The organism is Stenotrophomonas sp. B1-1 (genome assembly GCF_010894375.1).
GTDB lineage: Bacteria > Pseudomonadota > Gammaproteobacteria > Xanthomonadales > Xanthomonadaceae > Stenotrophomonas.
The window spans coordinates 1-26,064 of the sequence record NZ_JAAIUZ010000001.1 but is presented as its reverse complement, the minus strand read 5'-3'; the positions used below and the strand labels follow the sequence as shown (position 1 = coordinate 26,064).

The window sequence follows — 26,064 nt, the reverse complement described above, 5'->3', positions numbered from 1 at the left end:
AATACCCTCTTGGACCATGACCGTGCTGCCGATCGATCCCGCATGGCTGGCCGCCTTCGATGCCGAGCTTCTCTACCTGTTCGCCATCGACCACCAGGATGCTGGCATGGATGCCTCCCTGCTGGGCTGCTACGCCGATCTGCCGCCGCGCGAAGTGGTCGACGCGCCAACCGCACGGCACGTATATTTCTCAGCTAGATGAGCAATGGATTGACTCCATGAAGATTGCTGCTTTCAGCTTCCGCTGTGCTGTCACGGCAGTGCTGGCACTGGGCGCCGGCGGATGTATGAATTCCTCATCCATGGAATCGCAAAGCAAGGAGGCTGAAATGAGTGAAGATCCCAGCGTGCGCCGCACGATCAAAGGGCACACGTACACCACTGAACCTGTGGAGGCCAGGATCGGCCCGCACCGATTCATGTTCCCCGCCAATTACTACGACAACCAGATCGGCCCGTACTTCGATGGCAGCGTTGGGCTGACCGTTCTGTGGCCCGACCTGGGCCCCGCCCCACCGGGCACCCGCCCGGATCGTTCGATGGAAGACTTCCAGCGCTCTGTGGTCATTGGCCTGCAGCATATTGATCGCACCCCTATCAGAGGCTTGTTGGAGCGCTATGCCAGCACGGAGCAGACCTCGACGCCGACATCGGTACTGCGCAACGACCCAACCGAACGGCTTGACCTGCGGATACCCCAGCCAGAGCGCTTCGGCCTGGTGCCCTATGCAATCAACGAAGCATTGATGCCTGCGTTCCAGAAGGCACTGGAGCAGGAATCGAAGATGCCCCAGCCCCGGAATCTTCGCATGGAGAAAGATTGGTACGTCGCTCGAAATGGCGATGGCGAACTTACAACCTTCATCAAGTGCGAGAGCGAAGCTCACTTCCCCGACGGCCTCACCATCTCCGGTGATCGACTGGCCGACACGGAAGACAGCCGGGTAGCCGGCTGCATTCACTACTTCGTGGATGTTGAGGACAGCATCTCGATCACTGCAACCTATCCGCGGGTCATCCTGAAAGACTGGAAGCACATCGAGTCTGCTGTGCGCACCGCCCTTGCCAAGTACAAGAGGTCCTGACAATGGCCGCTCAAGGAAGAACTGACGCCCCCGGCCTGAGCCAACGCGATATTGATGTTCTGACCGCCTACGCAAAGCTGGAAATCGCGAGCTCTACTGGAATTACCTGGCACAGCATGATGGGTCAGACGGCTACGGAAAGCTGGCCTTGGGTGTGGTGCGCAACGACAACATGCCCGGCGCCACCGCCAACAGCTATGCCCAGGAGTTTGCAGCGGACCAGCATGGCAAGGGCAGCGGCTTCGCTGACCGCGTTCTGAGCGAAAGGCAGTGGGACGACTTCGGTCAAACGCTGTTGTTGAGGGACCTGGAACAGCGTCAGAAGATGATGGAGGAGAACCGCCCTGACCTCGCCCTCAATCTGCCAGTAGCACGCGTGCAGCAAGCGCATGACGATGCGTTCAAGGATCACAAGCTCGACCCAAACTGCTGGACACCCCGGCTTCTGCTTGAGGCCGCCTATGCAAAGGGTGGCACGGAGGCGACACAGGCCATCTGGAAGAGCATGCTGGACAACTCTACGTATGGCGTCATCCGCGGTAAGGACACCGTGGTCAACGTCGCTCAGTACATGGAGCCTGCAGACGCTGCGGCCTACAGTGCTAGTCTGCTGAGGGCAGGCGCGTTGGCCAGCATCAGCGAAGCGAGCGTCGACCCGAATCACATCGGCAACAAGATCCGGATGCATGAATACTCGCCGGAACAGGACCACTGGCGGGTGGGCGCGGGTGAAGCCGTAAAGGCAAGCAGCCCCGTCGCCCGTGCATTGGGGCAGATCACGATTGAGGAAACCGATCGACAGACCATTGATCGGCTCAATGAAACACGGGAACTCCGCCTCGAGCGTCAGCAGAAGTCGCACGCGTTCCATCCCGACGATCCGCACCGGACGATCATGAAGAGCCCGGTGACTTTGGCTTCCGAACAGGTCCCCCTGCGCGAGGGCTCCTTGGCAAGCGCCCAAGGCCTGCCGGCAGGACACGAGAACGCCGCACTACATCAGCAGATCAAGCAGCACGTTGCCGAAATCGACGCCGGGCTGGGCCGCCCCTTCGATGAAGCCAGCGAAAGGCTGGCGGCGAGCCTGACCGTGACGGCCGTCGAGGCGGGCATGCATCGGGTGGACCACGTCGCCCTCAGCAATGCCACTCACCAGGCCCCCGCTGGCCACACGGTCTTCGCCATCCAGGGCGACCCGGCTGACCCGACCCATCTTCGCGCGGCCATGCCCACAGCGCTGGCGGTACAGACGCCGGTCGAGCAGTCCATGCAGCAGCTTGAGGGGCTTCGTGTTGACGGCCAGGAACGTGCGCTGGCGATGCAGAAGGAGCAGCAGAGCCAAGATGCACGCGCCCTGGAGGCCCCATCGTATTCCATGCGGATGGGCTGATCGCCCACTGTCAGCAAACCCCGGCCGCAGCCTGATGGATGTCAGGCTAATCCCGACACCACATCAGACAAATCTGATGTTCTAAAGATGAGCAACACGTCACACTCTTGACGGGGCCAGGCCGGGTCCTGCTCTCCCTGCTCGGATGAGCGCCCCTGCCAGGTAGATCATCTGTCGCAACAGGGGCTTATATGGGCAACATCAACGTATTCCTTCGCGAACGCCTTGTGGAGATCTCCGCGAAGCGGATTTACATCGCACCGAACATCGAAGAGAAGAAGCTCAACAACGCCATCGGCGCCTTTGACTACGCAGGAAAACCGGGAAATGTGGTCGCGGTCTACGACGACACCCTGCTCGGCAGCGCAAAGGAAGGCCTCTTGTTCACCGGCGAACAAGTCATCTACCGCCCACTGTTGGGCAAGCCCCAGCGGTTCCCCTACTCCGACCTGCTGAGCGCGCAGTATCTCGAGGTCCCCATTGAAGGCAAGGCTGGGAAGGTGGATAAGCTGGTCCGCCTTTCGCAGATCAATGGCGCCAGTATCGATATCCGCGGCGCCTACCTGAATCTGCCGCCGCTTGCCGATATTCTCCAGCAAGCCATCAGCAACTTCGAGAACCACCAGGAAGAGGCCCAGTCCATTCCCATTGAGGACATGGCAGAGTCGCTGAAGGTGGCATACCTCAAGATTGCAGTGAACGCGGCCTACGAGAACCGGCAGGAGCTCGGCCACAAAGTGTTCGCTGAGCTAATGCTGCTGATGACGCGTCTGAATCTCAGCGAAGAATCGCGCATGGCTGTACGCGTGTACATCGCTGCAAGCGACCAGCGCGAGCTCGTCGAGAAACTGGTTGCAGACCTCGAGCACGCCTGCCCGGATGGCCAGATTCACCTGGTCCATGTTTCGTTGGTGAAGGAGCTCATCAACCTTAATCACTGCATGACCGGGCGCTATCGAGATCAGTTCGCCTTCCTCGACCTACACCAGCAGCTGTTCCGCGTCTCCGCGGCAGACATTGAACTGGTTGTACTCGCGATCAAAAGCGAGCACGACATGCTGAAGGAGGATGTCACCGACGATCAGCTGACAGAAACCATGAAGCTTCTGTCAGCCAAGGCCGCCGCGGTCGGCACGCCCTTGGCTGCTGTGTATCTGTCCGGATCGGTCATTGGCATGTCTGCAGCTGGCATGACGTCCGGGCTGGCCACGCTGGGCTTGGGCGGCATCCTTGGCCTTTCCAGCATGGCCACCGGCATTGGCGTGGCTGTACTCATTGGCGTCGGGACGTACGCAGGTATCCGCAAGCTGACCGGGGCCAATGAACTGACCCGATTCAAGCGAAGGGGCCTGATGCTTGCGGAAGTCATCAAGCAGACCCAGCTGACCCTTTCGCTGCTCGTATCGGACATCAACAGCGTCACGCTTCGGCTGAATGACCAGATCAAAATGCACGGCGCGCAAAGCGACAAGATCGAGAAGCTGATGCGGCTGATGACCCAGCTTACAGGCGCAGGCAAAGTGCTTAACGAGCGCTCTGAGGCCGCACAGAGCAGCGCAACAAAGCTTAGTTGCGCCCGCTATCTTGATGAGGAACGGGTTCGCAGCCTCACACGCGACCCCACCCGACAGGAGCTGGGGGAATGGATCATCAGCCACTATGAGCCCCGCATGGTGCAGGAGACCAAGGACGAGACCACCGTCGAGGTGGAACGACTTGTATTGAAGGCAGATTACGGCGTTCGGGAGCTGGAGGATCTCGCCCAGTCGTTCCAGGCGATTGGTTACTTCAGTGTGTCCGATGTGGTTGCAGGCAAGGTGACAGATCTTGCCAGCAAGGCCACCCGGGGCATTTCCAACCTGTGGTCATGACTCCAGACGACGAGCTGGATGCGCACGGCAATCGCGTGCGTGTCCAGCTACACCAGGTCGCCGCAATCGAAGCACAGCTCGGCAACATCTCGTCCGTGCTGGATACCATGGCGTTGGCCCAGGTCGAGCAGGACGTTCTGCTGGACGACGCCATTGCGCTGGCAGAAGCAATGCTTGCCAGTGCCGATGCCTCTGTGCTTTTCCCCGGGCAAGATACAGAGCTCGTACTCAACATTCATGCCGAGTTGCATTGCGAACCCGATGCCCAGCCCGGAGCAATAGCGCCGCTCTCGCTGATCGATGGCATTTTGATCTCTGCCGATACTTCGGACGAGGAGTACGAGGCGCAGTTGATTGCCTATGCGGCACGAAACAGGATCGACCTAAAAGAAGATCCGTTCGCAAACCTGATGACACCCAGTCAACGCGTGGCATTCGAGAAGATGGTGCTCGAGGACTTCTCGTTGAAGGCCGCGGACTGTGATAAGTACGACTACATGCTGGCAGGTGCTTGCGGCGTAATCGGCGGCCTTGTCGATGTGCTTTTTGTGGGTGCGGCAAGCGCGACAGGAGGCGAGGATGCCAGCCCACTGGGCAAAGCAGCTGACTCCTTTGTTGACAGGGCGGTACGGCAGTTTGCCCGCCTGATGGGCTGGAAGGGCCCCGCCGAAGGCAGCGATCCTACACGAAGCGCGATAGGCTGGCTTGAGCGGACCTTTGGTATCAACTATGACCACCGCCATGGTGGCGATGTTGGCGGTCTGTTCAAGATGAGCACCCGCAACCACCACATCAAGAGCCTTGGTCACTCGCCTGACCTGGTCGGCCTGTTCTTCTCCATCCTTGATCAGTTCTGCAGCACCGCGCACTTCGTTGCCGATGGGAAGTTGGTCTCGGTGGATACGGAGACCTTCGAGCTGAAAGGCCGAACGCTGTCGGCAAAGATCTTCGCCGGTTTCGTCAACTGGATCGGCCACTTGTTCTCTGATGTTGCCGGGTCATCTGGGGCGCAGGGGCGCGGGTCCGGCATTCCGATGCCGTTCTATTCTCTGCTTCAGTTTGTGAATGTAGGAAGCTTCGGTAAAGACAGGCAGACCTTCGCCACCATTGCGGTCAGGGTTTTCGAGCAAGGCTATGATTTCCGCCACGGCCTGGCGATGGCAATACCGGTGATGCTGACCGAAGTTCTAACCCGCATTACCTGGGTGGTTAAGCAGTGGGCGGTGCATAACCGCCCGCTGTCGCAGTGCATGCCATTTGGCAGCATTCCCGAGCTTCGGAGAATGCTGCTCGTCAGCCATGGCAGCCTGTGCCTGGTGGATGTCGGCGACGCAGCACTACGCTCTGGCGGCGACATCATTGGCTTCCTGCTTAGAGGAAACATGGTGGCATGGGTGCGCTTCGGGTGCGTGTCGTTGACTGAAACGAAGGCACTCATCACCGCCGGCAGCCTTGATCACGACGCCGTTGATGAGTACCTCGATGCCGAGTACGCACGCCTGCTGCGGGCATGACCGCGCACGGGCTTTCTTGTAACTTTTGTTCGATCTGCCAAGGGGATGGCTGCAATGGCCTTTGATCTGATTAATGACGCCGGACTGCGAGAAGCGAGCGCAAGAGCGCTGGAGCTACACCGGAATGGGCACAGCCTGGATAGCTGGATCTCGCGCGTAGCCGAATGGCTTGTTCATGTGGAAGCCGCTGACCACGACACGTTCGTCGGGCGCGACTTCCAACACCAACTCTGGGAAGTCCAGACCATCGCGGCTACCGGCCAGGGTCACATTGATGTGTCTGCCGTCATTGCCAACAAGGAAATCGCCGAGAAGCTCTGGTCACTCAAGCAAGCCAAGCTACCCGACTCCTTCAGCGAACGGGTGGCCTGGCTGGGCGCGGCGTGGGAAGAAGTAAGCGCGCTGGTCGTTGCCCTGACTGACCGCAAGCCCAGGCTGAAGCAGTACCGTGTTTTCGCCTCGCTGTGGCCGCAGGACTTCACCACTGTTGCGCACTATCAGAAGCTGAAAAGCCTGGCCAGAGCGTTGGGACTGAGCATTGGCTCCGACCACCGCACCGAGCTGCATCAACGTATCCTGCAGCGGCTGGATAGCGCTGGCATCGTATTCCGCAGCCGCGAGGAACGCATGACCCTTCCGTGGGTCCTGTACGTGCACTACGTTCAGGAGAATGGAAGCGAGGCGACCGAGCTTCCCAGCGAGTCTGCCGGTGACCTTCGGCTCAACCCACTACCCGCTGGACGCCGCCGGCGGGGCATGCTGGCCATCAACGGATCGGTTGCCAGCGTGCTGGCGATGCTGGAGTTTGCCAAGGGAGGGCGCAAGCGTGCGGACTTCCTTGAACATATCCGCTCGGTGAATCCAAAGCTGGCGACCAACTCGCTGGGTACCAACTTGAACGCGTTGATCGCCGAATGGGGCGCACTGCGCTCGTCTGGCGACGATCTGTTCCTGACACCGCGAGGCGAGGCCTTCCTGGAATCGGGCGAAACAGAGGAGGTCTCTGACTGGCTGCTCACCCAGATCCTGGGCTTCGACAATCTCCTTTACATGCTCAACCAGGCCCCCCTTCCGCAGAAGCAGGCGATCAGCCGTCTGCAGAAGGTCAATCCCGGCTGGACCAGCAACTTCGCCCCGACCGTGCTCATCAACTGGATCAAGGGGATGGAACTGGCCGAGCTGGATGCCGGGAAGGTCCTGCACCTGACCCAGCGGGGTCGTGCGTGGGCGTCCCGTATCCATTGGACACCGGGCGAGCTGTCCCCCGTAGTGAAGGATGCCGACGAGGTACGGACGGATTCGCCAGTTGATGAAGTTGAGGACCTCTGGTCGAACCTGCCCTCGCTTAGCGAGATCACCGCATCGTTCCCCGCCGATCTGGCTTTCGACCCCAGTCTGATTGCGCAGTTGCACGCCGGGCTGTGGAACCGCAGACACCCGCGCCGCCACTTCGCCGTACTGACCGGGTTGAGCGGCGCCGGCAAGACTCAACTTGCTCTCGGCTATGCCAAGGCACTGTGGGCTGGCGTGGCTGAGGCCGATCCAGGGCAGCGTGGGTACCATATTGTTGCCGTACAACCGGGGTGGCATGACCCGAGCAGCCTGCTTGGCTATGTCAATCCGATCGACACCGATGTGTACATGCGCACCGGCTTCCTGGAATTCCTGCTGCGTGCGATTGCAGATCCAGACCGTCCCTACGTTGTGCTGTTGGATGAGATGAATCTCTCCCATCCCGAGCAGTACCTGGCGCCCCTGCTGTCGGCCATGGAGAGCGGCGATGCGGTTGAGCTGCATGCGCTTGGGGATGAAGTTGGCGATGTACCCGGACACATCGACTATCCGTCCAACCTGGTCATCATCGGCACGGTGAACATGGACGAGACCACCCACGGGCTGAGCGACAAGGTGCTGGACCGCAGTGCCGTGATCGAGTTCTGGGACATACCGGTGAACGACTACCCCGGCTGGACCTCTTCGGCGCTGGGCGCAGAAGCACTGGCACAGGTAAAGGCTGTACTGAACGCACTGATGACGCCCCTGCGTGCCGTTCGACTGCACTTCGGCTGGCGCACGATTGCCGATGTGCTGGGGTACGTGGAAGCGGGCGTGGAAGGGGGCGCTCTCACCGCGGCCCAAGCCTTGGATCACTCTGTGTATGCCAAGATCCTGCCCAAGCTGCGTGGTGAAGACACCAAGCGGCTACGCGATGCCTTTGATGCGGTCGCAGGCGTGCTGGAAAGCCATGGGTTGAACAAGTCTGCCGGCAAGGCGCGCGAACTCTGTGCGGATCTGCGCGAGCAGGGAAGCGCGCGGTTCTGGCGCTAATGCGATGACAGCACTGATCTGCCTTGACCAGTCGGGCGTCGAATTCCACCTGGTACCTGGCGCCGTCTGCGGCGGCTTTCGTGAGCGGGGGGTCTACCAATTCCCGGCAGTTCCGGCAAACGCCTTGCTCTATATTGACGAGGCGCTGCTGGATACGGTGAGTACCAGCAGCGGACCGATGCTGCAGTGGTGCCCCGGCTTCTATGCAGGCCAGGTGTCTGTCGAGCTTGTGGATAGGGCCGGCCACCGGCTGGCCACGTACCACCTGGATGTGGCACCTGACGAAGGAAAGCTGGGGTCCGACGTGTTCCAAGGCATGTTGGACGACCTTTACGCGTTCGATCCTGCACTGGTTCTTGGCACCGAGGCCGCCCAGTCTGCGATCGGCGTGACCGGCGATCTGACAACGGTGTTGCTGCAGTACGCGCGATTGAGGCGCCATGCTGATGCCGCACTTGCCGCCTTCACAGCAGTAGCCGAGCGCCCTCTTACCCGGCTACGGCACGAGCGCCGGCGGATCCCTTTTCATCAGGTGAAGCGCATCGATCCCACATCAGCGCGAAGGATGATGCGTCATCCAGATGCTGGCGCCGTTCTCCGACGGCAGCCAGGGTTGGATGCGTGCCCACCTCCGATGGAGGTGATGCACTCCTACGAGCACCTGGACAACCCCGCGAACCGTGCGCTGGCGCGTTCGTTGGCCGCGTTGCGTCTGCGCTGCAGCAATGTAGAAGAAGCCCTTCGGCGGATAGCACAGCAAGAGGACGCCGAAGGCGCTCGCACGCCGCTGGCCAGTCGTATCGGTAGAAAGTTGATGTTTCTGAATGCCTTCTCTGCACGACTGCGCAGCCTGGCAACGCGCGACCCGTATGCTGCAGTCGCGCGCGCAGAGATCGACGCATCGGGACTGACTGCAATCTCCGCCAACCCCACCTATGCCAGAGCGTACCGCCTGGGATGGGCAGCGCTTCGCCCGGGCGTGGATGGACCGGATCGAGACGAATCGCTATGGATGAGTCCTACCTGGGAGATCTATGAACGATGGTGCTTCGTGCAGGTCGTTCAGGCAGTTCGCGCCCTCTTCCCCGGGCTGACATGGACGTGCAAGCGCAGCGCGACGGTAGATATCGTCCGGCACGTGGGCACATGCGAGGGGACTCGCGTAGAAGTCTTGTTGCAGCGAACTTTCTCCACAGCGGAGCAGAGCACATCGGGTATGAGCAGCGTTTCGCTGCAGCTGAAGCCTGACATCGTGGTAACCACCGAGATTGCAGCAGACAAGAGGATGCTGGTGCTGGATGCCAAGTACCGCACCTCGCGGAAGAACGTACTGCACGCCATGCGTTCCGCGCACGTCTACCAGGATGCTCTGCGTTGGAATGGGCAGCGCCCCGACTGCTCACTACTGTTGGTGCCACGTGCCGGTGGAGCCCCGTGGCTGGAGGACGTGGCATTCCACGCCAGCCATCGAACTGGCGTGCATGTACTGTCGCCTGATCAGGGCCCTGACGAGCTCCAGGAGATGCTGCGAAGGTGGGTAGGGCCGGCTTAGGTTTTCTGGCGCGGCCCCCTCACGCCAGCTCGTACCGACCGGCCGCGCCTGTGTTTCCTGCTGCTACGCCGACCTAACGCCGTGCGGGGCGGCGTTGGGTTTGCGCTCTGGCCACGCCCTGGGTTGGGCGTCAGTGTTAAGTAGGTGACGCAATCGGCCCATTTTGATCGCGGGCGCTGGATTAGGGTGTGTCGCAATTGAGCAACTCGCCTGGCGAGAAGTGCGCTGCACGTTCGACCTGGCGGTGGCAGCTTAACTTTCGCCGCGAGCGCTGTGCTGCAAGGGGATTGGCGGCTTTCCTTCCGTGCCACAATGCTGCAAGCGTCAACACTTGCAGCCCTGCAGGGCAACAGTTTCTTGGCTTCTCGCAGCCGTGCGAGTACACCTTGGCATCGCCACCTGACACGAGGTGGCGCGGGCGTCGAAAACCCGTTTAACAACCATGTGTTTGCGCTTGCCAGCCGGCGTCACCTTTCCGTGGCGTCGGCTGGCAATCCGTTCGCGTTCAATGGCGGGCGGTGCGTGGGGGTCTTCGGACCCGCCGGCTTGGTTGTTAACCGGTTTTCGAGCCACGCACCGTCCGCCGCCCTACGGGGTGGCGCTGCCGTCTGTCCTGTACGGAGCACTGCCATGAACGCATCGGAATTCCGCCCCCTGCACGCTGCCACCGACCCGGCCAATGCCGAGCCCGAATTGGACAGCGGTGCAGACCCTACTGCCTTCCTCAGCACACTGCGGCACATCCAGAGCGGTGCCGCCGCCGATGGCCAGCCCTGGCCGGAGCGATTGGCCGCACCAGGTCGGCGCATAGCCTTGGCCGATGCAGACTGCGCCCTCGCCGGCCTGCGCGTGGTGCAGGAGATGCTGTTGGCCGGAGAGCGCGCGCGACAGAACGGAGAACCCGCGCAGCACCTGGGCGACCGCACGATGGAAGGGCTGATGCTGGCGTGCGTGGCGCTAACGGCGCAGGCCAGCGCCTGCCTGCAGGTGCGTGGTTAGTCCTGCGATGTGGGTCTGGTGCGCTGCGGCTGGGGTGCCGCAGCGCGGCCCATGAGGGTGCCGCCCGTTGTTGTCACCAGCACGCTGATGGTGATGGGCTTGGTGATCTCGGACTACTTCCTTCCCCAGACGGCGCTGGAGGTGAAGGCCTACCGCAGGCTGTCGGATTACTCCTTCCGACTCATGCGGGAAGAGGCTGAGGCGTTTGCGCGGGAGCGGGGTGGCGTCCGGTTGGAGGAGAGCCCGAGGGATGGGAGTGAGCGGTACTTCGTACTGCTCGCCGACGGGCAGCCGGTGATGCTGGTGGACAACTCTTCGATGCAACTGGTTGTGATGGTTGCCGGAGATGCGGGGGAGCGGGCTTCGGATCTATTGGACCTGCAGCAGGAGTGGCGGGTGCGAACGCGGCCGGATTGGGATCGGTGGCGCTAACTAGGTTCCCGCCCACTCACGACCTTAGAGTCTGAGCCCAGGCCGTCACCCCTGATGCATTCAGGTCAATTCATCAGTACCCATGTTCGCTCGGCGATCCTCAGGCATCTGGCATGCGGCTGCTTCTTGCTAAAGCCTCGCGCCGTCTGCTCCAGCATTCAACGGCTCTGTGGCACCGCAACGCTGTGGGCTTACTAACAGTGCTTCATATGCCGCGTGCAGGGCATCCTAGACGCGTCGCGTGTCACGCTCTCAGCTCTACAAACACGTCTTTCATTCCCAACTCTCCCCCCTCCGCAGGCTCAGATCGAACCGCCGACGCCCATCCACGACCTTCGTTCAGTCCTGAATCTTTCTCCAACGACTGTCCGGACTTGCACTGTGTAAACCAGCGCTTGGCTTCCTCTCTTATCGTCCCGCCCGCGACGCGCGCATCGGAGACAAATAGCAGCTGAGCAAAGAGCCAGCAGATCCTCACTTGAGCTATGAGCGACTTAGGTGACCCGCTACGCATGGAGCGCTGGAGACCTGGCGGACCACACCGGCCCCAATGACGTATAGACTGCGTGAAAAAATTTCTGCATGCTTCCATTGCGCGGCCGGAAAGGCATCATTGAGCATGGGGAAAGCAGTAATGAGGGACGAGACGCAACTAACGTTTGTCGACGTATTTGCTGGTTGCGGCGGGCTATCCCTCGGATTGATGAAATCTGGATGGCGCGGCCAGTTCGCGATCGAGAAGAATCCTGACGCTTTCGCGACCTTGAGCGCAAATCTAATAGCGAGCCCGAGAAAAAAAGATCAATTCCTGTGGCCTGAATGGCTACCCAAGCAGGCATGGGACATATCTCAAGTGCTGTCCAATTATGAGAAGAACGTCTCCGAACTTTGCGGGTCAATCGATCTACTGGCGGGAGGCCCACCCTGCCAGGGTTTCTCCCTAGCCGGCCGCAGAAACAACAATGACCCTAGAAATCGATTGACCGAAGAGTACATTCGACTAGTAAAATTGGCCAAGCCGCGAATTCTCTTAATCGAGAACGTTCGCGGCTTTAATATGGCATTTAAGAAAACATCTGACGACAGCTACGAAGTAGCATATTCCGAGAAAGTCTCTCAACAACTGAAAGACTGCGGATATCGAGTATTTTCGTCTCTCGTCGACCTCAGCAGGTATGGCGTCCCACAGAAGCGACGTAGGTTCATCCTCATCGCTATCAAGGAGCATGACGTAGCTCTCACCCGGCTCGGAGACGCAAGCCCCTTCGACGTGCTTGAGCGAGAGCGGAGGCGATTCCTTTCTGACAAGGGACTAGCATTTGATCGATCCGTTACTGCCCGGGAAGCAATTGGGGATCTCGAGGTAGATGGATCAGAACTGATCGACTGCAACGACTCATCCGTTTCAGGATTTCGGCAGATCGCCTACGCTCCGCGATACACCAGTCCGTACATAAAGCTAATGCGAAGGCAGGGAAACTCATCGCCAGACAGCCTGCGCCTCCCTAGGCATTCGGAATCAACTCGTGCAACATTTGCGCTAGTGATGAACACCTGCGACAAGGGCAAGACCATATCTGCGGACGACAGAGCTCGCTTAGGCATTAAGAAGCAAGCACTGACTCCACTACGCGACGACGCCCCCTCCGCGACTATCACTACACTTCCCGACGATATCATTCACTACTCAGAAGCCCGCGTCCTTACCGCGCGCGAAAATGCCCGCCTTCAGTCGTTTCCGGACAATTACAGGTTCGTTGGAAAGTACACCACCGGCGGAAAGAATAGGCGCATTGACTGCCCTCGCTACACTCAAATCGGAAACGCCGTTCCGCCTCTTTTCGCCGAAGCAGTGGGACGAATGCTCAAGGGACTGATCAAATCATGACTCACACCAATTACAGTTTTAAAACAAACACACTACTAAAGAACCTGGTTGGCAAGGATCTGATCAACGACGATAGCATTGCGATCGTCGAGCTAGTCAAAAACTCTTACGACGCGGCGTCTCCCGAAGTTCGGGTGGAATTCACAGATTTTGGTCATGATGGGCTAACGACACCAACCTCTAGAATACTGATCTCCGATCGCGGCGGAGGCATGACGCTAAGGGACCTGGAGGACAAGTGGCTTAACATCGCCTACTCTGAGAAGAAGAATGTAATACAGGGGAATGGAACTTTCTACGCAGGAAATAAAGGCGTTGGCCGATTCTCTTGCGACCGTCTTGGATCACGCCTGGACCTCGTCACCAGAAAGAGTGGCGGCGATATAGTGCATCTCCCCATAAACTGGACGGATTTTGAGATCGAGGGAGACAAAGATCTAGTTATTCAAAGCATCCCGCTGTTCCCCACAGTGATAGCGCAGTCTGAGGCGGACAAACTGTGCGGAGGAAGAGTTTTTCCGGCGACGGGAACAACGCTCGTTATTTCCTCACTGCGAAGCAGATGGTCGTCCGATCGCCTTCTCGACCTGAAAAGAGCGCTTGAGAAATTCCTTAATCCAAATCAGCTCTTCGAAAGCGACAGGTTCACCATCGAGCTGGTTGCCGATGACTTACTGAAACGTGATGCCGGAAAGACTTATCACGAAGCCGTTAATGGCGTCGTCCAAAACAAAGTGTTTGAAAAGCTGAAGTTCAATGCAACTTTTATTAGCTGCAGCATCTCTCAAAGCAAGGGAACGATCACCACAGAACTTCTCCATGAGGGCGAACCTGTCTTTCGACTAGTCGAATCCTCCTCATCTTATCCCGAGATCGACGACGCAAGTATCGTCATTTATTATCTCAATCCTTACAAGAAAGCATACTTCACTCGACAGACCGGCACTCGATCGATCGAGTTCGGCTCAATATTTTTGTTCCTGAACGGTTTCCGAGTGGCACCATACGGTGATCGCGGAGACGACTGGCTTGGCCTGGATGTTCGAAAAGCCCAGGGCACGGCTCGCTACCTTTCCAGCCGAGACGTGGTCGGTAGAATTGAGATAACGGACTTCCGCGATGCCTTCCAACCAGTATCCAGCAGAGAGGGCTTGAAGAACACGACCGAGTTCAAGAAGCTCAGAGAGGGTCTCTTTCTCGATGTTCTTAGGCGACTCGAGAGATTTGTGGTGGATGGACTCGACTGGGACAGCGTTCCGCAAGACCTTCGGGAAGAGCTGCGGTCTTCCGAGGGTCTGGATTGGCAGAGCACGTCCGAGACATATCAAGAGTCCTGGGAGAAGAAACAGCAGCGAATTGCTCTATCAATACTTAGCTTAATCGGGACCAACCCCAGCCGAACCCGGAACTTTTGGTTCAACCCTAAGCTCCTTGAATCTGTCTATGAGAGCCGGAGCGAAGACGTCCGCCGCCTCCTCGATGATATTGAAAGCTCTGATCCAAACAGGGTTGATTCGCAGCTTAGGGGTGACCTTTCAAGAATTAGGAAGCTGATTCAGGCGAAAGACGATGCCGCCATCTCGGCAAAACGGGAGTCTGCCACGCTTCGCGCAGAAGTTGCGCAGAAGCAGGATGAGGTCGAGAAGCTTAGCAAGCAAACTGAGACGTATAGAGCGCAGACGATTTTCCTGCAATCTGTGGCTCCAAAGGAGGTTAAAGATCTTCTCACGTTCCACCACCAGATCAGCCAGGATTCTGTAATTCTCGGCAACAACTTGACCAAGGCGATGAAGGCCCTGAGGCAATCCGAGTCACCTGAAAAGGTTGCACGATTCATTGAGAAGGCCATGCTCGCGAATAAGCGCATGGCTGCGGTCGCTCAGTTTGCCAGCAAGGCTAATTTCAGGTCAGGAATAAAGAAGGAACCTACAGACATCCCCGCGTTTGTTGAGCAGTATCTCCTGAACGTGGCGAAGGACTTTACGGCGCCCAACCTGACACTTAATGTAATAAATGAAGCCGGCGAAAAATTTGAAGTTAAAGCAAGCAAGATTGAGCTTTCGATCCTTATTGACAACATAATTTCAAACTGCGAGAAAAACGGCGCAAAACGTCTCGAAGTTAGCATTCAAAAAACGGGCCCGAATAGACTCTTAGTCGGCTTCAAGGATAACGGGGACGGCCTCTCCAATGAGATATCGGATATCGATTCAATTTTTGAGATGGGCATTACTACCACATCAGGATCGGGCCTTGGCCTTTATCACGCAAGGCAAATTGCCGAGGCCATGGGCGGCCGGATAACTGCCTCGACTGTTTCCCCTCGTGGTCTAGAGATAAATTTGGAACTAATGCGATGAAGCTTACTTACCGAGTTCTCTGGTTTGATGACAACGAACTATTTTTTGACTCTCTGGACATAGATCTACTGCAGAAACGTGTAAGCGACTGGGGATTCTTGCTTGATTGCAAACTTGTTACCAGCGCGGAGGAGTTCACCAAAGAAGCCCCTTACAGCCAGTACGACCTCCTTGTCGTAGATTACCGACTAGAAGGCATTGGCGAAGGCCAGGATTTTATTCGGGAAGTCCGGGATCAGCAGGTATTCACGGAGATTATCTTCTACTCTTCCAATGCAACCGATGAGCTGTGGAACAAGATTCGCGAGAAGAAGCTCGAGGGCGTTTTCGTGGCGAACCGGAGAAATATTGAAGACAGAGTAATCAGCGTTGGGCACCAATCTCTTCGCAAGGTCCTCGATTTGGACAATATGCGGGGCATAGTGATGGCCGAGGTAGGCGACCTCGATCAATCTTTGATGCGCGTGATTAGGAGTGCATTCCCGCATATCGAGACTGGCAAGAGATTGGAATTGTTTGATAGATTCCACTCCAAGACCACGGAATTTCAGAACGCTGGCGCTCGCAAGCTCGAATCGTTCCGCGAGAATCCATCAATCGACGGCCTACTCGAACTATGTGATAGCAGTAAACTCTGGCAGAACTTTAATCGAGCAAAGAAGCAAATCGGGGCGCTGCAGATAATTGCTATTGGAAACTATGAAGATGAAATTCTAACCCCCCGAAATCACCTGGCACATGGCGTAGCCAGCACGGACGGAAGCGGAGACGTGCGATTCAGCCATCGGAATAATGACTATATATTCAACGAAGCCGTGGGCACGGAACTGCGAAAGAAAATAATTGAGTACAAAGGGGCGTTTCGAGCTATTGAAACGGCCTTGCAGGCTCTCGAGGTCCCGGCTTCACCCAACACGTCATCGGATGAGCCCGCATCCGCGTAGCGGCTATAGGATGTGGAAGCCCCATCCTTCCATATCCCATACTGTTTTGCAGTAGAAGTAGTAAAACCCATGGCGTAGAAGCAAAAGATCTTCGCTAGCCAGCATCTGCCAAGCTGCAGTCACATGCATTCTCGCCGATCGGTGCAATTATGCGATCCACGTAAAATCCGTCAGTCGCTCCGCGGAAAAAAGGCCGAGTAGAAAATATCTACCCGGCCTTCTTTAATCCTCAACTGAAGGAATCAAACCCCAACAGGGTTAGCCTTCTCCGGATCAATCTTGTACTGCTTGATCGCCCGCGCCACATCCTTCGCCGTCATCTTCCCGTCCTTAGCCAGCGCCGCAATCGCGGCATGCGCGATGTAGTACCGGTCAACCTCGAAGAAGCGACGCAGGTTCGCACGGGTATCCGAACGACCGAAGCCATCGGTACCCAGCACCGTATAAGACATCGGCACGAACGCACGAATCTGGTCCGCATACGCACGCACGTAGTCGGTGGCGGCAATCGCCGGGCCCTGGCGGCCGTCCAGCAGCTCGGTCACGTAGGCCTTGCGCTGCTCACCTTCCGGGTGCAGGCGGTTGGCACGTTCCACGTCGAAACCATCGCGACGCAGTTCGTTGAAGCTCGGGCAGCTCCAGATATCGGCGGTCACGCCGAAGTCCTTGTCCAGCAGCTCGGCGGCGGCAATCACTTCACGCAGGATCGTGCCCGAACCCAGCAGCTGCACGCGCAGGTCGCCCTTCTTCGGCTTGCCGGCGTCGGTCAGCAGGTACATGCCCTTCACGATGCCCTCGGCTGCACCTTCCGGCATTTCCGGGTGGGTGTAGTTTTCGTTCATCAGGGTCAGGTAGTAGTACTCGTCTACCTGGTCTTCCATCATGGCCTTGGTGCCGTGCTGCAGGATCACCGTCACTTCGAAGCCGAAGGTCGGGTCGTAGCTGCGCACGTTCGGAATGCCACCGGCCACCAGATGGCTGAAGCCATCTTCGTGCTGCAGGCCTTCACCGTTCAGCGTGGTGCGGCCGGCGGTGCCGCCCAGCAGGAAGCCGCGGGTACGCATGTCGGCGGCCTGCCAGGCAATGTCGCCCACGCGCTGGAAGCCGAACATGCTGTAGTAGATGTAGAACGGCAGCATCGGCACGTTGCTGACCGAGTAGCTGGTACCGGCGGCCATCCACGAGCTGATCGCGCCCGGCTCGCTGATACCCTGCTGCAGCACCTGGCCGCTCTGGTCTTCGCGGTAGAACATCAGCTGGTCGGCGTCGACCGGCTTGTACTTCTGGCCGAACGGCGCGTAGATGCCGATCTGGCGGAACAGGCCTTCCATACCGAAGGTACGGGCTTCGTCGGCCACGATCGGCACGATGTGCGGGCCCAGTTCCTTGTCACGCAGGGTGATGTTCAGGCTCTGCACGAAGGCCATGGTGGTGGAATAGCTGCGCTCGCCGCTGCTCTTCAGCAGGCGCTCGTAGGTTTCCAGCTTCGGTGCGTTGAAGCTCTTTTCGGCCTTGCGGCGGCGCTGCGGCAGGTAGCCACCCAGGGCGGCACGGCGTTCCTGCAGGTACTGCACTTCCGGCGAATCCGGGCCCGGGTGGTAGAACGGCACCTGGCCGTCGGCCAGCTGCGCGTCGGTCACCGGAATGTTGAAGCGGTCGCGGAAGTGGCGCACCGCTTCGTCGTCCAGCTTCTTGGTCTGGTGGGTCGGGTTCAGCGCTTCACCGGCGCTGCCCATGCCGTAACCCTTCACGGTCTTGGCCAGGATGACGGTCGGCATGCCCTTGGTGTTCACGGCCTGGTGGTAGGCGGCGTACACCTTGTGCGGGTCGTGGCCACCACGGTTCAGGCGCCAGATGTCGTCGTCGGAAAGACCGGCCACCATGGCGGCGGTTTCCGGGTACTTGCCGAAGAAGTGTTCGCGGGTATACGCGCCACCGAAGGCCTTGCAGTTCTGGTATTCGCCGTCGACGGTTTCCATCATCAGCTTCTTCAGAACACCGTCGGTGTCCTTGGCCAGCAGGGCATCCCAGTAACCGCCCCACAGCAGCTTGATCACGTTCCAGCCGCCGCCACGGAACACGCCTTCCAGTTCCTGGATGATCTTGCCGTTGCCGCGCACCGGGCCGTCCAGGCGCTGCAGGTTGCAGTTCACCACGAAGATCAGGTTGTCCAGGCCTTCACGGCCGGCCAGCGCGATGGCGCCCAGGGTTTCCGGTTCGTCGCTCTCGCCGTCGCCGATGAAGCACCACACCTTGCGGTCGCTCTTTTCGATCAGGCCACGGTTTTCCAGGTAGCGCATGAACTGCGCCTGGTAGATGGCGGCCAGCGGGCCCAGGCCCATCGACACGGTGGGGGTCTGCCAGTAATCGGGCATCAGCCACGGGTGCGGGTACGACGACAGACCGCCGCCGTCCACTTCCATGCGGAACTTGTCCAGCTGCTCTTCGCTGATGCGGCCTTCCAGGAAGGAACGCGCGTAGATGCCCGGGGCGCTGTGGCCCTGGATGAACAGCAGGTCGCCCGGGTGGCTGTCGCTGGGGGCGCGCCAGAAGTGGTTGAAGCCCACGTCGTACAGGGTGGCACCGGAAGCGAACGAGGCGATGTGGCCGCCCAGGTCACCCGGCTTGCGGTTGGCGCGCACCACGGTGGCCATCGCATTCCAGCGGATGATGGAACGGATGCGCCATTCCAGCTCGGCATTGCCGGGGCTCTTGGCCTCCAGCTGCGGCTCGATGGTGTTCACGTATTCGGTAGTGGGAGAGAACGGCAGGTACGCACCCGAACGACGGGTCAGTTCCACCATGCCTTCCAGCAGCTGATGCGCGCGCTCGGGGCCCTCGACATCAATGACGGCCTTCAACGACTCGATCCACTCCTGGGTTTCAACAGGATTGGTGTCGTTGTTCAGCACTTCGTTCAACCAGTTCATTAGCGCTCCCATTACCGCACGCACGCGCGCGACTGTTGTATAGATTTCTAGACCGCAAAGTGTAGCGCACCAAGGGCTTTCGTCACTTCGCTACGCTGCCGTATGGAGGCGTTTGGCCTGTGTCCGCAAGGCCTGTCCCGGGCTGTCCCGGCGCCGGACAGTCTGGTTTTTCAGGCACCTGCGGGCGGCAGGCCCCCTGCCCCGGTGTCGCTTCTGCACCGCTGGGCGCATCGGCAGGACGCAGTGTTACCGCTGGCGATGACCGTTGTAGGGCAAGGCCTGCGCCGTTGTAGGGGCGTTCTGGCGGCTGGCGATGAACCGCCGCCAACATGTCGCGCCTGCCTCTGGATTGGCCTTGGGCCGGGCGGGAAGCTGCACCGCGCAGGCAGCCCCTTCCCCTGCGGCGCCCGCCACCTGGCGCCGTAGCTGCTTCGCCCAGAACCCACCGCAGCTTTGCGGTGGGTTCTCTCGTTGGGGCCGCCGTGGCCTGAATGCAGCATGGGTTTGGCCCGAATCTGGACTTGTCCGGTCCGGCTTATCGATATATCGTTTGCGCACTCGTTACCGATATATCGAAATGAGCCGATCCGCTACCCTGCGGGCCCGCCCGGCCCCGTCCCCCGAAGTGCCCCGCCGCAATGGCCAGCCGCGCGTGTTGAGCCGCGGCGACCTGCGCCTGCTGGTGCTGGCCCTGATTGGCGAACAGCCGCGCCACGGCTACGAACTGATCCAGCACATCAGCGGCCTGTTCATGCAGGCCTACACGCCCAGCGCCGGCACCATGTACCCGCTGCTGGCCAGCTTCGAGCAGGCCGGCTGGGTGGAATCGCACGAAGAAGACGGCCGCCGCGTGTTCCGCATCACCGCCGCCGGCGAATTCGAACTCAAGGTGCAGCGGCCGCAGGTGCGGCTGGCCCAGCGTCGCGCGTTCGACCGCGCCCGCGAAATCACCAAGGCCTCGCTGCCGGCGCCGCTGGCCGCGGCCCTGCGCGAGTTCAAGCAGGCGCTGGTGCGCCACCACGGCCGCTGGCGCGAAGGCGAGGCCGAACAGGTGGCCGCCCACCTGCAGCACGCCGCCGCGTTGTTGAACGGATCGCTGGGCGATGGACCGCTGCCGATCACCCCGACCGAGCCAGACTGACGCCCGCCAGGTCTTCCCCCTTTGCCGCGCGCCCCGCGCGACCTTACCGCTACAGGTACTGACATGACCGACCATGAAAACAAGCGACTGCGCCTGGATGTGCGCTTCCGCCAGCTGACCGTGCTGCGCACCGAAACCGTAACCCCGCACATGCGCCGCGTGGTGCTGGGCGGTGCCGACCTGGCCGGCTTCGATTCGCCCGGCGCCGACGACCACATCAAGCTGTTCTTCCCCAACAGCAGTGGCGAGATGGTGCTGCCCACCATGACCGCCGAGGGCCCGCGCTACCCCGAGGGCAAGGAACATTCGCCGGCGCGCGATTACACCCCGCGCTGGTGGGACCACGAAACCGGCGAACTGGCCATCGACTTCGTGCTGCACGACCAGGGCATTGCCGGGCCGTGGGCACAGCGCGCGCAGCCGGGCGACACCCTGGCCATCGGCGGCCCGCGCGGCTCGTTCGTGGTGGCCGACACCTACGATGCCTACGTGCTGATTGGCGATGAAACCGCGCTGCCGGCCATTGCCCGCTGGCTGGACGTGCTGCCCGAACACGCGCAAGTGCAGGCGTGGATTGAAGTGAGCGACGAAGACGAGCGCCAGGACCTGCCGCAGTACGAGAACGTGCGCATCCACTGGCTGGAGCGCAACGGCTTCCCGGCCGCCACCAGCACCCTGCTGGAAGACCAGTTCACCGATTTCGAAGCCCCCGACGGTGACACCTTCTACTGGATCGCCACCGAATCGCGCCGCGCGCGCATGATGCGCAAGTTCCTGGAAGGCCACCTGGGCGTACCCCGCGACTGGATTCGTTCCACCGGCTACTGGAAGGCCCACCCGGACGAAACCGACGGCGATTGATCGCCGTTCTGTAGAGTCGAGCCATGCTCGACTGCTGTTCGACGGAGTCGAGCACGGCTCGACTCTACAGAAACGCATCGCCACGATCTCTGCCACAATCGCGCTCCTTTCCCGCACCTGTGAGGCCCACCATGGGCAAACTGACCCTGGCCGGCATCGACAAGCTGCGTACCCGTTTCGCCGATGACGCCGCCTGCGATACCGCCCTGGCCGCCTTCGCCGACGCCGCCGCCCTGCGCGCGCCGCTGCGCGAACTGCTGGACGCCGAGCACCGCTACCTGCAGGCCGAATTCGAAGTGGCCCAGGTGGCCGATGTACTGCGCCGCGACCAGAAGTACGCACCGGTGGGCCGCCCGTCGGTGCACATCGTGCAGCTGCGCAAGCAGCAGGCCGCCACCAAGCAGGCCGCCCTGATCGCCCGCCAGGTGGTGGCGCAGGCCGCGCAGACCTTCGTGCGGGTAAGCGGAATGGCCGTGAAAGCCAAGCAGAGCCCCAGCGACGCATGCGCCGCATGGTTGATCGCGCAGCGGTGATCGCAGGGGTACGGCGGCCATGACCCGGTAGGGGCCAACCTTGGTTGGCCCACGGGATTACCGGCGTGCCAACCAAGGTTGGCACCTACCAAAGCGAATTCCGGCGGCCATGACCCGGTAGGGGCCAACCTTGGTTGGCCCGCGGGATTATCGGCGTGCCAACCAAGGTTGGCACCTACCAAAGCGGTTTCCGGCGGCCATGACCCGGTAGTGGCCAACCTTGGTTGGCCCACGGGATTATCGGCGTGCCAACCAAGGTTGGCACCTACCAAAGCGGTTCCCCCAAAAAAGAAGGCCCGCTTTTCAGCGGGCCTTCTGCCTTCTCACGACGAGTGAGCGGGTTACATCAAGCGGCCGGCTTTTCGCCGGTGGCTTCGGTGGTGATGCGGATCTTCACTTCATCGCTCACGTTCGGGGCGTACGCGCCCACGCCGAAGTCGCTGCGCTTCAGGGTGGTGGTGGCGTCGAAGCCCGCCGCCGGCACCTTGGCCATCGGGTGCTCGCCACCGCCGTTGATGGTCACGTCCAGGGTGACCGGCTTGGTGATGCCCTTGATGGTCAGGTCGCCGGTAACGGTCAGCTTGTTGGTGCCGGCCGCTTCAACCTTGGTGCTCTTGAAGGTGGCATCGGCGAACTTGGCGGCGTCGAAGAAATCGGCGCTCTTCAGGTGTTCGTCGAACTTGGCGGTGAAGCTGTTCAGGCCGCTCAGCGGCAGCTTCACTTCCACGGTGCTCTTGGTCACGTCGGCGGCGTCGTACACCAGGGTGCCTTCCACGTTGCCGAAGTGGGCGCTGGGGTTGGAGAAGCCGAAGTGGCTCCACTGGGCCAGCACGTCGGTGTGGCTCGGGTCCAGCTTGTAGGTGCCCGAGGCGATCTGGATCGCTTCGGCCGCCGGGGCAGCAGCAGCGGCGTCGGCAGCCGGGGTGGCGGCCTGTTCGGTGGTGGCCGGGGCGGCGGCATCGGCGACCGGGGCAGCGGTGTCGGCCGGCTTCGAGCAGGCGGCAATGGCCAGGGTCAGGGCCAGCGGCAGCAGCAGTTTACGGGTGGCGCTCATCAGGAAACTCTCCGGATCGTAGGGTGGGTACACGGTGCAGCAGGGGCCCGCCAAGGTGGCTGGGCCGAAACCGAGACAGCGACTTACGCGATGCGCGCCGCTTCGTCGAACGACAGACGCGGCAGACGGGGGAACAGGCCCGAGGGGTCACCGTAACCCAGGTTGACCAGGAAATTCGACTTGATGCTGGTGCCGGCGAAGAACGCTTCGTCCACCTTGGCATTGTCGAAGCCGGACATCGGGCCGGCATCCAGGCCCAGCGCGCGCGCGGCCAGGATCAGGTACGCACCCTGCAGGCTGCCGTTGCGGAACGCGCCTTCGTGGCGGCCTTCACGCGGGCCGTCGAACCAGGCCTTGGCATCGGTGTGCGGGAACAGGTACGGCAGCTTTTCGTGGAAATCTTCGTCGAAGGCCACGATGACGGTGACCGGCGCGGCCAGGGTCTTGTCATGGTTGCCTTCGGACAGCGCCGGGGCCAGCTTGGCCTTGGCTTCGGCCGACTTCACGAAGACGAAACGCGCCGGGCTGCCGTTGGCGGCGGTGGGGCCCCACTTCAGCAGTTCGTACAGCGCGTGCAGCTGGCTGTCGTCCACCGGCTTGTCGGTGAATGCGTTCTGGGTGCGGGCGGTGCGGAACAGCTGGTCCAGTGCAGCAGCGTCAAGCGCGTGGGACATCGTGGATCTCCAGGGCAGCAACAGGGAAAAGGGCGAAGCAGCGCAGGGGCTGCGGCGCGAAACAATGAGCCGCAGTGTAGAGTGTCGCGACTGTTGCAACACCCAGCAGGGCTGAAACGAATTAATGCCAATGGTGAAACGATCGAGCGCGCCGTGGACGATCACGGACGGCCGTGCAGGCAATGTGCGCCAGGCCGTGGCGCTGGCTTCGGCGCTGCGCCTGGGCACCCACCGCCCGCTGGTATTGCAGCCGCGCGCACCGTGGCGCTGGCTGTCGCCGCGCCGCCTGCCCGGGGATGTGCGCGGCTACGGTGAGGCGTTGGCGATACTGGCTGCCGAGCCGCCGCCGCTGGCGATCGGCTGTGGCCGCCAGGCCGCCGGCGCGCTGCGTGTGCTGCGTGCACGTGGCAGCAAGGTGGTGCAGATCCTGGACCCGCGCATTGCCGCCCGCCATTGGGACCTGCTGGTGGTACCCGAACACGATGCCCTGCGCGGCGGCAATGTGCTGACCCTGCTGGGCAGCCTGAATCCGGTGGACGATGACTGGCTGAGCCTGGGCCGCGCCGCCTTCGCCGATTTCCATGCCCTGCCCGGCCCACGCACCGCCTTGCTGGTGGGCGGGCCGACGCCGCTGGCGCCGTGGGACGAAGCCGGCATGGTGCGCGTGTTCCAGGCCCTGGCCGAACAGCTGCGCAGCGAAGGCGGCAGCCTGCTGGCCACCACCTCGCGGCGCACGCCGCCGGCGCTGGCCGAGACCCTGCGTGCCATCTTCGCCGACCTGCCGCATGTGATCTGGGGCGACGGCGGCGATGGCGTGAACCCCTACGCCGGGCTGCTGGGCTGGGCACAGCGGGTGGTGGTGTCGCCCGATTCGGTGAACCTGCTGTCCGAGGCCTGCGCCACGCGGCTGCCGGTGGCGGTGGCGCTGGCCGATACCGCGCTGGGCCGGTTGGCGCGCTTCCAGCAGCAGCTGCGCGAACGCGGGCGGCTGCAACCGCGCTGGCTGGACTGGCAGTGCGCGGCTATCGATCCGCTGCGCGAAACCGCGCGGGTGGCGGCCGAAGTGAAGGCCCGGCTGGGGCTGGGCTGACGCCAGGCGCGCCCGTGCCGGCCGCACAACGCCGCCACGGGCATTGGGTATGATCGGCCACGCGGGGCCGCCCCGCGCCCGCTCGCTCCATGGAGGAACAGACGATGCGTACCCTGCCCTGCACTGCCGCCGCCCTGGCACTGGCCATGGGCCTGCTGGCCACCGCCCCTGCCGATGCGCGGCGCGTTTATCACATCGTGGAAAACACGCCGGAGCCGGTACGCCTGGATGTGTCCCCCGGCTTGGTGGCCAGCATGGCCGCCGCCGACGAAGCCGCACGCAACCCGCCGCCGGGCCAGGCGCCCACGGCACCGTCCAACGGTGCGCCGCCGCCGATGCAGGTGGTGTCCATCGGCACCAACGTGGATGGCGAACGCGAGGTGCTGCTGCAGCAGCCGGGGCAGCCGGGTAATACCGCTGCGGTGCGCTGGCCGAACCAGGCAGGTGACCCGTCGGTGCTGTTCCATGTGGGGCAGCAGGTGCAGTTCGACCACACCCCGTCCGAAGGCCGCAAGGGGCTGATGGCGCGTGATGCGCAGGGCCGCCCGCTGACCCATATTCCCGAACCGGCGCCGGCATCGCAGGGCTGGAACACGCAGTATTGAGCACCCAGTACTAAGCCCGCAGTACTGAGGCTGCCGCGCCGCCTGAACGGCGGTTTTTGGCGTTGCGTGGGTACGGGGGGATAATGGCCGATTCCTTTTTCCTTCCCGCCCGCCATGTCCGTGCGTCCTGCCCCCGTGTTTGCTCCCCTGACCCCGCGCGCCCTGGTGCTGGCCGTGCTGGCCATGGGCGCGGTGGTGCTGCTGTCCAACGTACTGGTGCAGTACCCCATCAATGACTGGCTGACCTGGGGTGCCTTCAGCTACCCGGTGGCGTTCCTGGTCAGCAACCTGATCAACCGCCGCTTCGGCCCGGGCCCGGCGCGCCGCGTGGCGTGGATCGGTTTCCTGGTGGCGGTGGTGCTGTCGGTGTGGGTGGCCACCCCGCGCATTGCCATTGCCTCGTGCTCGGCGTTCATCGTGGCGCAGCTGCTGGACATCACCGTGTTCGACCGCCTGCGCCGTGGCAGCTGGTGGCGCGCACCGATGGTGGCCACCACCTGCAGCGCCACGGTGGACACCACCATTTTCTGGTCGATCGCTTTTGCCGGTTCCACCCTGCCGTGGGTGAGCTGGGCCGCCGGCGACCTGGCCGTGAAGCTGGCCATCGGCGTCTGCCTGCTGGCCCCGTTCCGCGCGTTGCTGTGGAAGATGGCCCCGCTGCGCAGCGAACTGCGCTGAGCGCGGGTTCCCGGCCGGCCGCATGACCCGGTAGTGGCCAACCTTGGTTGGCCTGCGCGGTCTCTGCGTGCCAACCAAGGTTGGCACCTACCAAATGCGCATTCCCGGCCGGCCACATGACCCGGTAGTGGCCAA

21 protein-coding genes are annotated in these 26,064 nt (G+C 61.3%); 18 read left to right on the top strand and 3 right to left on the bottom strand.

What is annotated here, in order from left to right:
- Positions 1-16 precede the first annotated feature (16 nt).
- The 12 genes from G4G00_RS00105 to G4G00_RS00050 all read left to right on the top strand — a co-directional run bounded on the left by G4G00_RS00105 (position 17) and on the right by G4G00_RS00050 (position 16,363).
- On the top strand, positions 17-202 hold the full coding sequence (locus G4G00_RS00105; RefSeq protein WP_164270557.1) for a hypothetical protein: 186 nt from the start codon (positions 17-19) through the stop codon (positions 200-202).
- Between the two features lie 16 nt (positions 203-218).
- Positions 219-1,085: a hypothetical protein gene (locus tag G4G00_RS00100; protein WP_240336054.1), complete on the top strand. Its 867-nt coding sequence runs from the start codon at positions 219-221 to the stop codon at positions 1,083-1,085.
- Between the two features lie 154 nt (positions 1,086-1,239).
- Complete coding sequence (locus G4G00_RS00095) at positions 1,240-2,475, top strand: XVIPCD domain-containing protein (RefSeq protein WP_343161365.1); 1,236 nt, start codon at positions 1,240-1,242, stop codon at positions 2,473-2,475.
- Positions 2,476-2,666: 191 nt separating this feature from the next.
- Positions 2,667-4,346: a hypothetical protein gene (locus G4G00_RS00090; RefSeq protein WP_164270555.1), complete on the top strand. Its 1,680-nt coding sequence runs from the start codon at positions 2,667-2,669 to the stop codon at positions 4,344-4,346.
- On the top strand, positions 4,343-5,860 hold the full coding sequence (locus G4G00_RS00085) for a hypothetical protein (RefSeq protein WP_164270552.1): 1,518 nt from the start codon (positions 4,343-4,345) through the stop codon (positions 5,858-5,860). The genes G4G00_RS00090 and G4G00_RS00085 overlap by 4 nt, the downstream gene beginning before the upstream one ends.
- A 54-nt stretch (positions 5,861-5,914) precedes the next feature.
- Positions 5,915-8,188, top strand: a complete 2,274-nt coding sequence (locus G4G00_RS00080; RefSeq protein ID WP_205515505.1) for a hypothetical protein — start codon at positions 5,915-5,917, stop codon at positions 8,186-8,188.
- A gap of 4 nt (positions 8,189-8,192) precedes the next feature.
- A complete protein-coding gene (locus tag G4G00_RS00075) occupies positions 8,193-9,740 on the top strand; it encodes a DUF2357 domain-containing protein (protein WP_164270550.1) in 1,548 nt (515 codons plus the stop codon).
- A gap of 630 nt (positions 9,741-10,370) precedes the next feature.
- Entirely contained in the window at positions 10,371-10,739 is a 369-nt protein-coding gene (locus G4G00_RS00070; protein ID WP_164270548.1) for a hypothetical protein, read from the top strand.
- A 51-nt stretch (positions 10,740-10,790) separates the two neighbouring features.
- On the top strand, positions 10,791-11,171 hold the full coding sequence (locus G4G00_RS00065; protein WP_164270546.1) for a hypothetical protein: 381 nt from the start codon (positions 10,791-10,793) through the stop codon (positions 11,169-11,171).
- A gap of 634 nt (positions 11,172-11,805) precedes the next feature.
- Complete coding sequence (locus G4G00_RS00060) at positions 11,806-13,059, top strand: DNA cytosine methyltransferase (RefSeq protein WP_205515503.1); 1,254 nt, start codon at positions 11,806-11,808, stop codon at positions 13,057-13,059.
- A complete protein-coding gene (locus tag G4G00_RS00055) occupies positions 13,056-15,419 on the top strand; it encodes a sensor histidine kinase (RefSeq protein WP_164270542.1) in 2,364 nt (787 codons plus the stop codon). The genes G4G00_RS00060 and G4G00_RS00055 overlap by 4 nt, the downstream gene beginning before the upstream one ends.
- Positions 15,416-16,363 (top strand): response regulator, encoded by a 948-nt coding sequence (locus tag G4G00_RS00050; protein ID WP_164270540.1) that lies wholly within the window; start codon positions 15,416-15,418, stop codon positions 16,361-16,363. The genes G4G00_RS00055 and G4G00_RS00050 overlap by 4 nt, the downstream gene beginning before the upstream one ends.
- A gap of 242 nt (positions 16,364-16,605) precedes the next feature.
- Here the strand turns inward: G4G00_RS00050 and aceE are convergent, their stop codons facing one another.
- On the bottom strand, positions 16,606-19,293 hold the full coding sequence (aceE, locus tag G4G00_RS00045; RefSeq protein ID WP_108755228.1) for a pyruvate dehydrogenase (acetyl-transferring), homodimeric type: 2,688 nt from the start codon (positions 19,291-19,293) through the stop codon (positions 16,606-16,608).
- A 577-nt stretch (positions 19,294-19,870) separates the two neighbouring features.
- Here aceE and G4G00_RS00040 point away from each other — a divergent pair.
- The 3 genes from G4G00_RS00040 to G4G00_RS00030 all read left to right on the top strand — a co-directional run bounded on the left by G4G00_RS00040 (position 19,871) and on the right by G4G00_RS00030 (position 21,828).
- Positions 19,871-20,434 (top strand): PadR family transcriptional regulator, encoded by a 564-nt coding sequence (locus G4G00_RS00040; protein ID WP_108751974.1) that lies wholly within the window; start codon positions 19,871-19,873, stop codon positions 20,432-20,434.
- Positions 20,435-20,497: 63 nt separating this feature from the next.
- Complete coding sequence (locus tag G4G00_RS00035; RefSeq protein WP_108748281.1) at positions 20,498-21,295, top strand: siderophore-interacting protein; 798 nt, start codon at positions 20,498-20,500, stop codon at positions 21,293-21,295.
- A gap of 131 nt (positions 21,296-21,426) precedes the next feature.
- A complete protein-coding gene (locus G4G00_RS00030; protein WP_164270538.1) occupies positions 21,427-21,828 on the top strand; it encodes a hypothetical protein in 402 nt (133 codons plus the stop codon).
- 346 nt (positions 21,829-22,174) lie between these two features.
- Here the strand turns inward: G4G00_RS00030 and G4G00_RS00025 are convergent, their stop codons facing one another.
- Positions 22,175-22,882, bottom strand: a complete 708-nt coding sequence (locus G4G00_RS00025; protein WP_164270536.1) for a YceI family protein — start codon at positions 22,880-22,882, stop codon at positions 22,175-22,177.
- 83 nt (positions 22,883-22,965) lie between these two features.
- Positions 22,966-23,556, bottom strand: a complete 591-nt coding sequence (locus G4G00_RS00020; protein WP_108751971.1) for a malonic semialdehyde reductase — start codon at positions 23,554-23,556, stop codon at positions 22,966-22,968.
- Between the two features lie 130 nt (positions 23,557-23,686).
- On the opposite strand from G4G00_RS00020, the gene G4G00_RS00015 reads away from it, so the two are divergent.
- The 3 genes from G4G00_RS00015 (at position 23,687) to G4G00_RS00005 (ending at position 25,929) form a co-directional block, all read left to right on the top strand.
- Entirely contained in the window at positions 23,687-24,646 is a 960-nt protein-coding gene (locus G4G00_RS00015) for a mitochondrial fission ELM1 family protein (RefSeq protein WP_164270534.1), read from the top strand.
- A 104-nt stretch (positions 24,647-24,750) separates the two neighbouring features.
- Positions 24,751-25,251, top strand: coding sequence for a hypothetical protein (locus G4G00_RS00010; protein ID WP_164270532.1), 501 nt, complete (start codon positions 24,751-24,753; stop codon positions 25,249-25,251).
- Positions 25,252-25,365: 114 nt separating this feature from the next.
- Positions 25,366-25,929, top strand: coding sequence for a queuosine precursor transporter (locus tag G4G00_RS00005; RefSeq protein ID WP_108748275.1), 564 nt, complete (start codon positions 25,366-25,368; stop codon positions 25,927-25,929).
- The last annotated feature ends 135 nt before the right edge of the window (positions 25,930-26,064 follow it).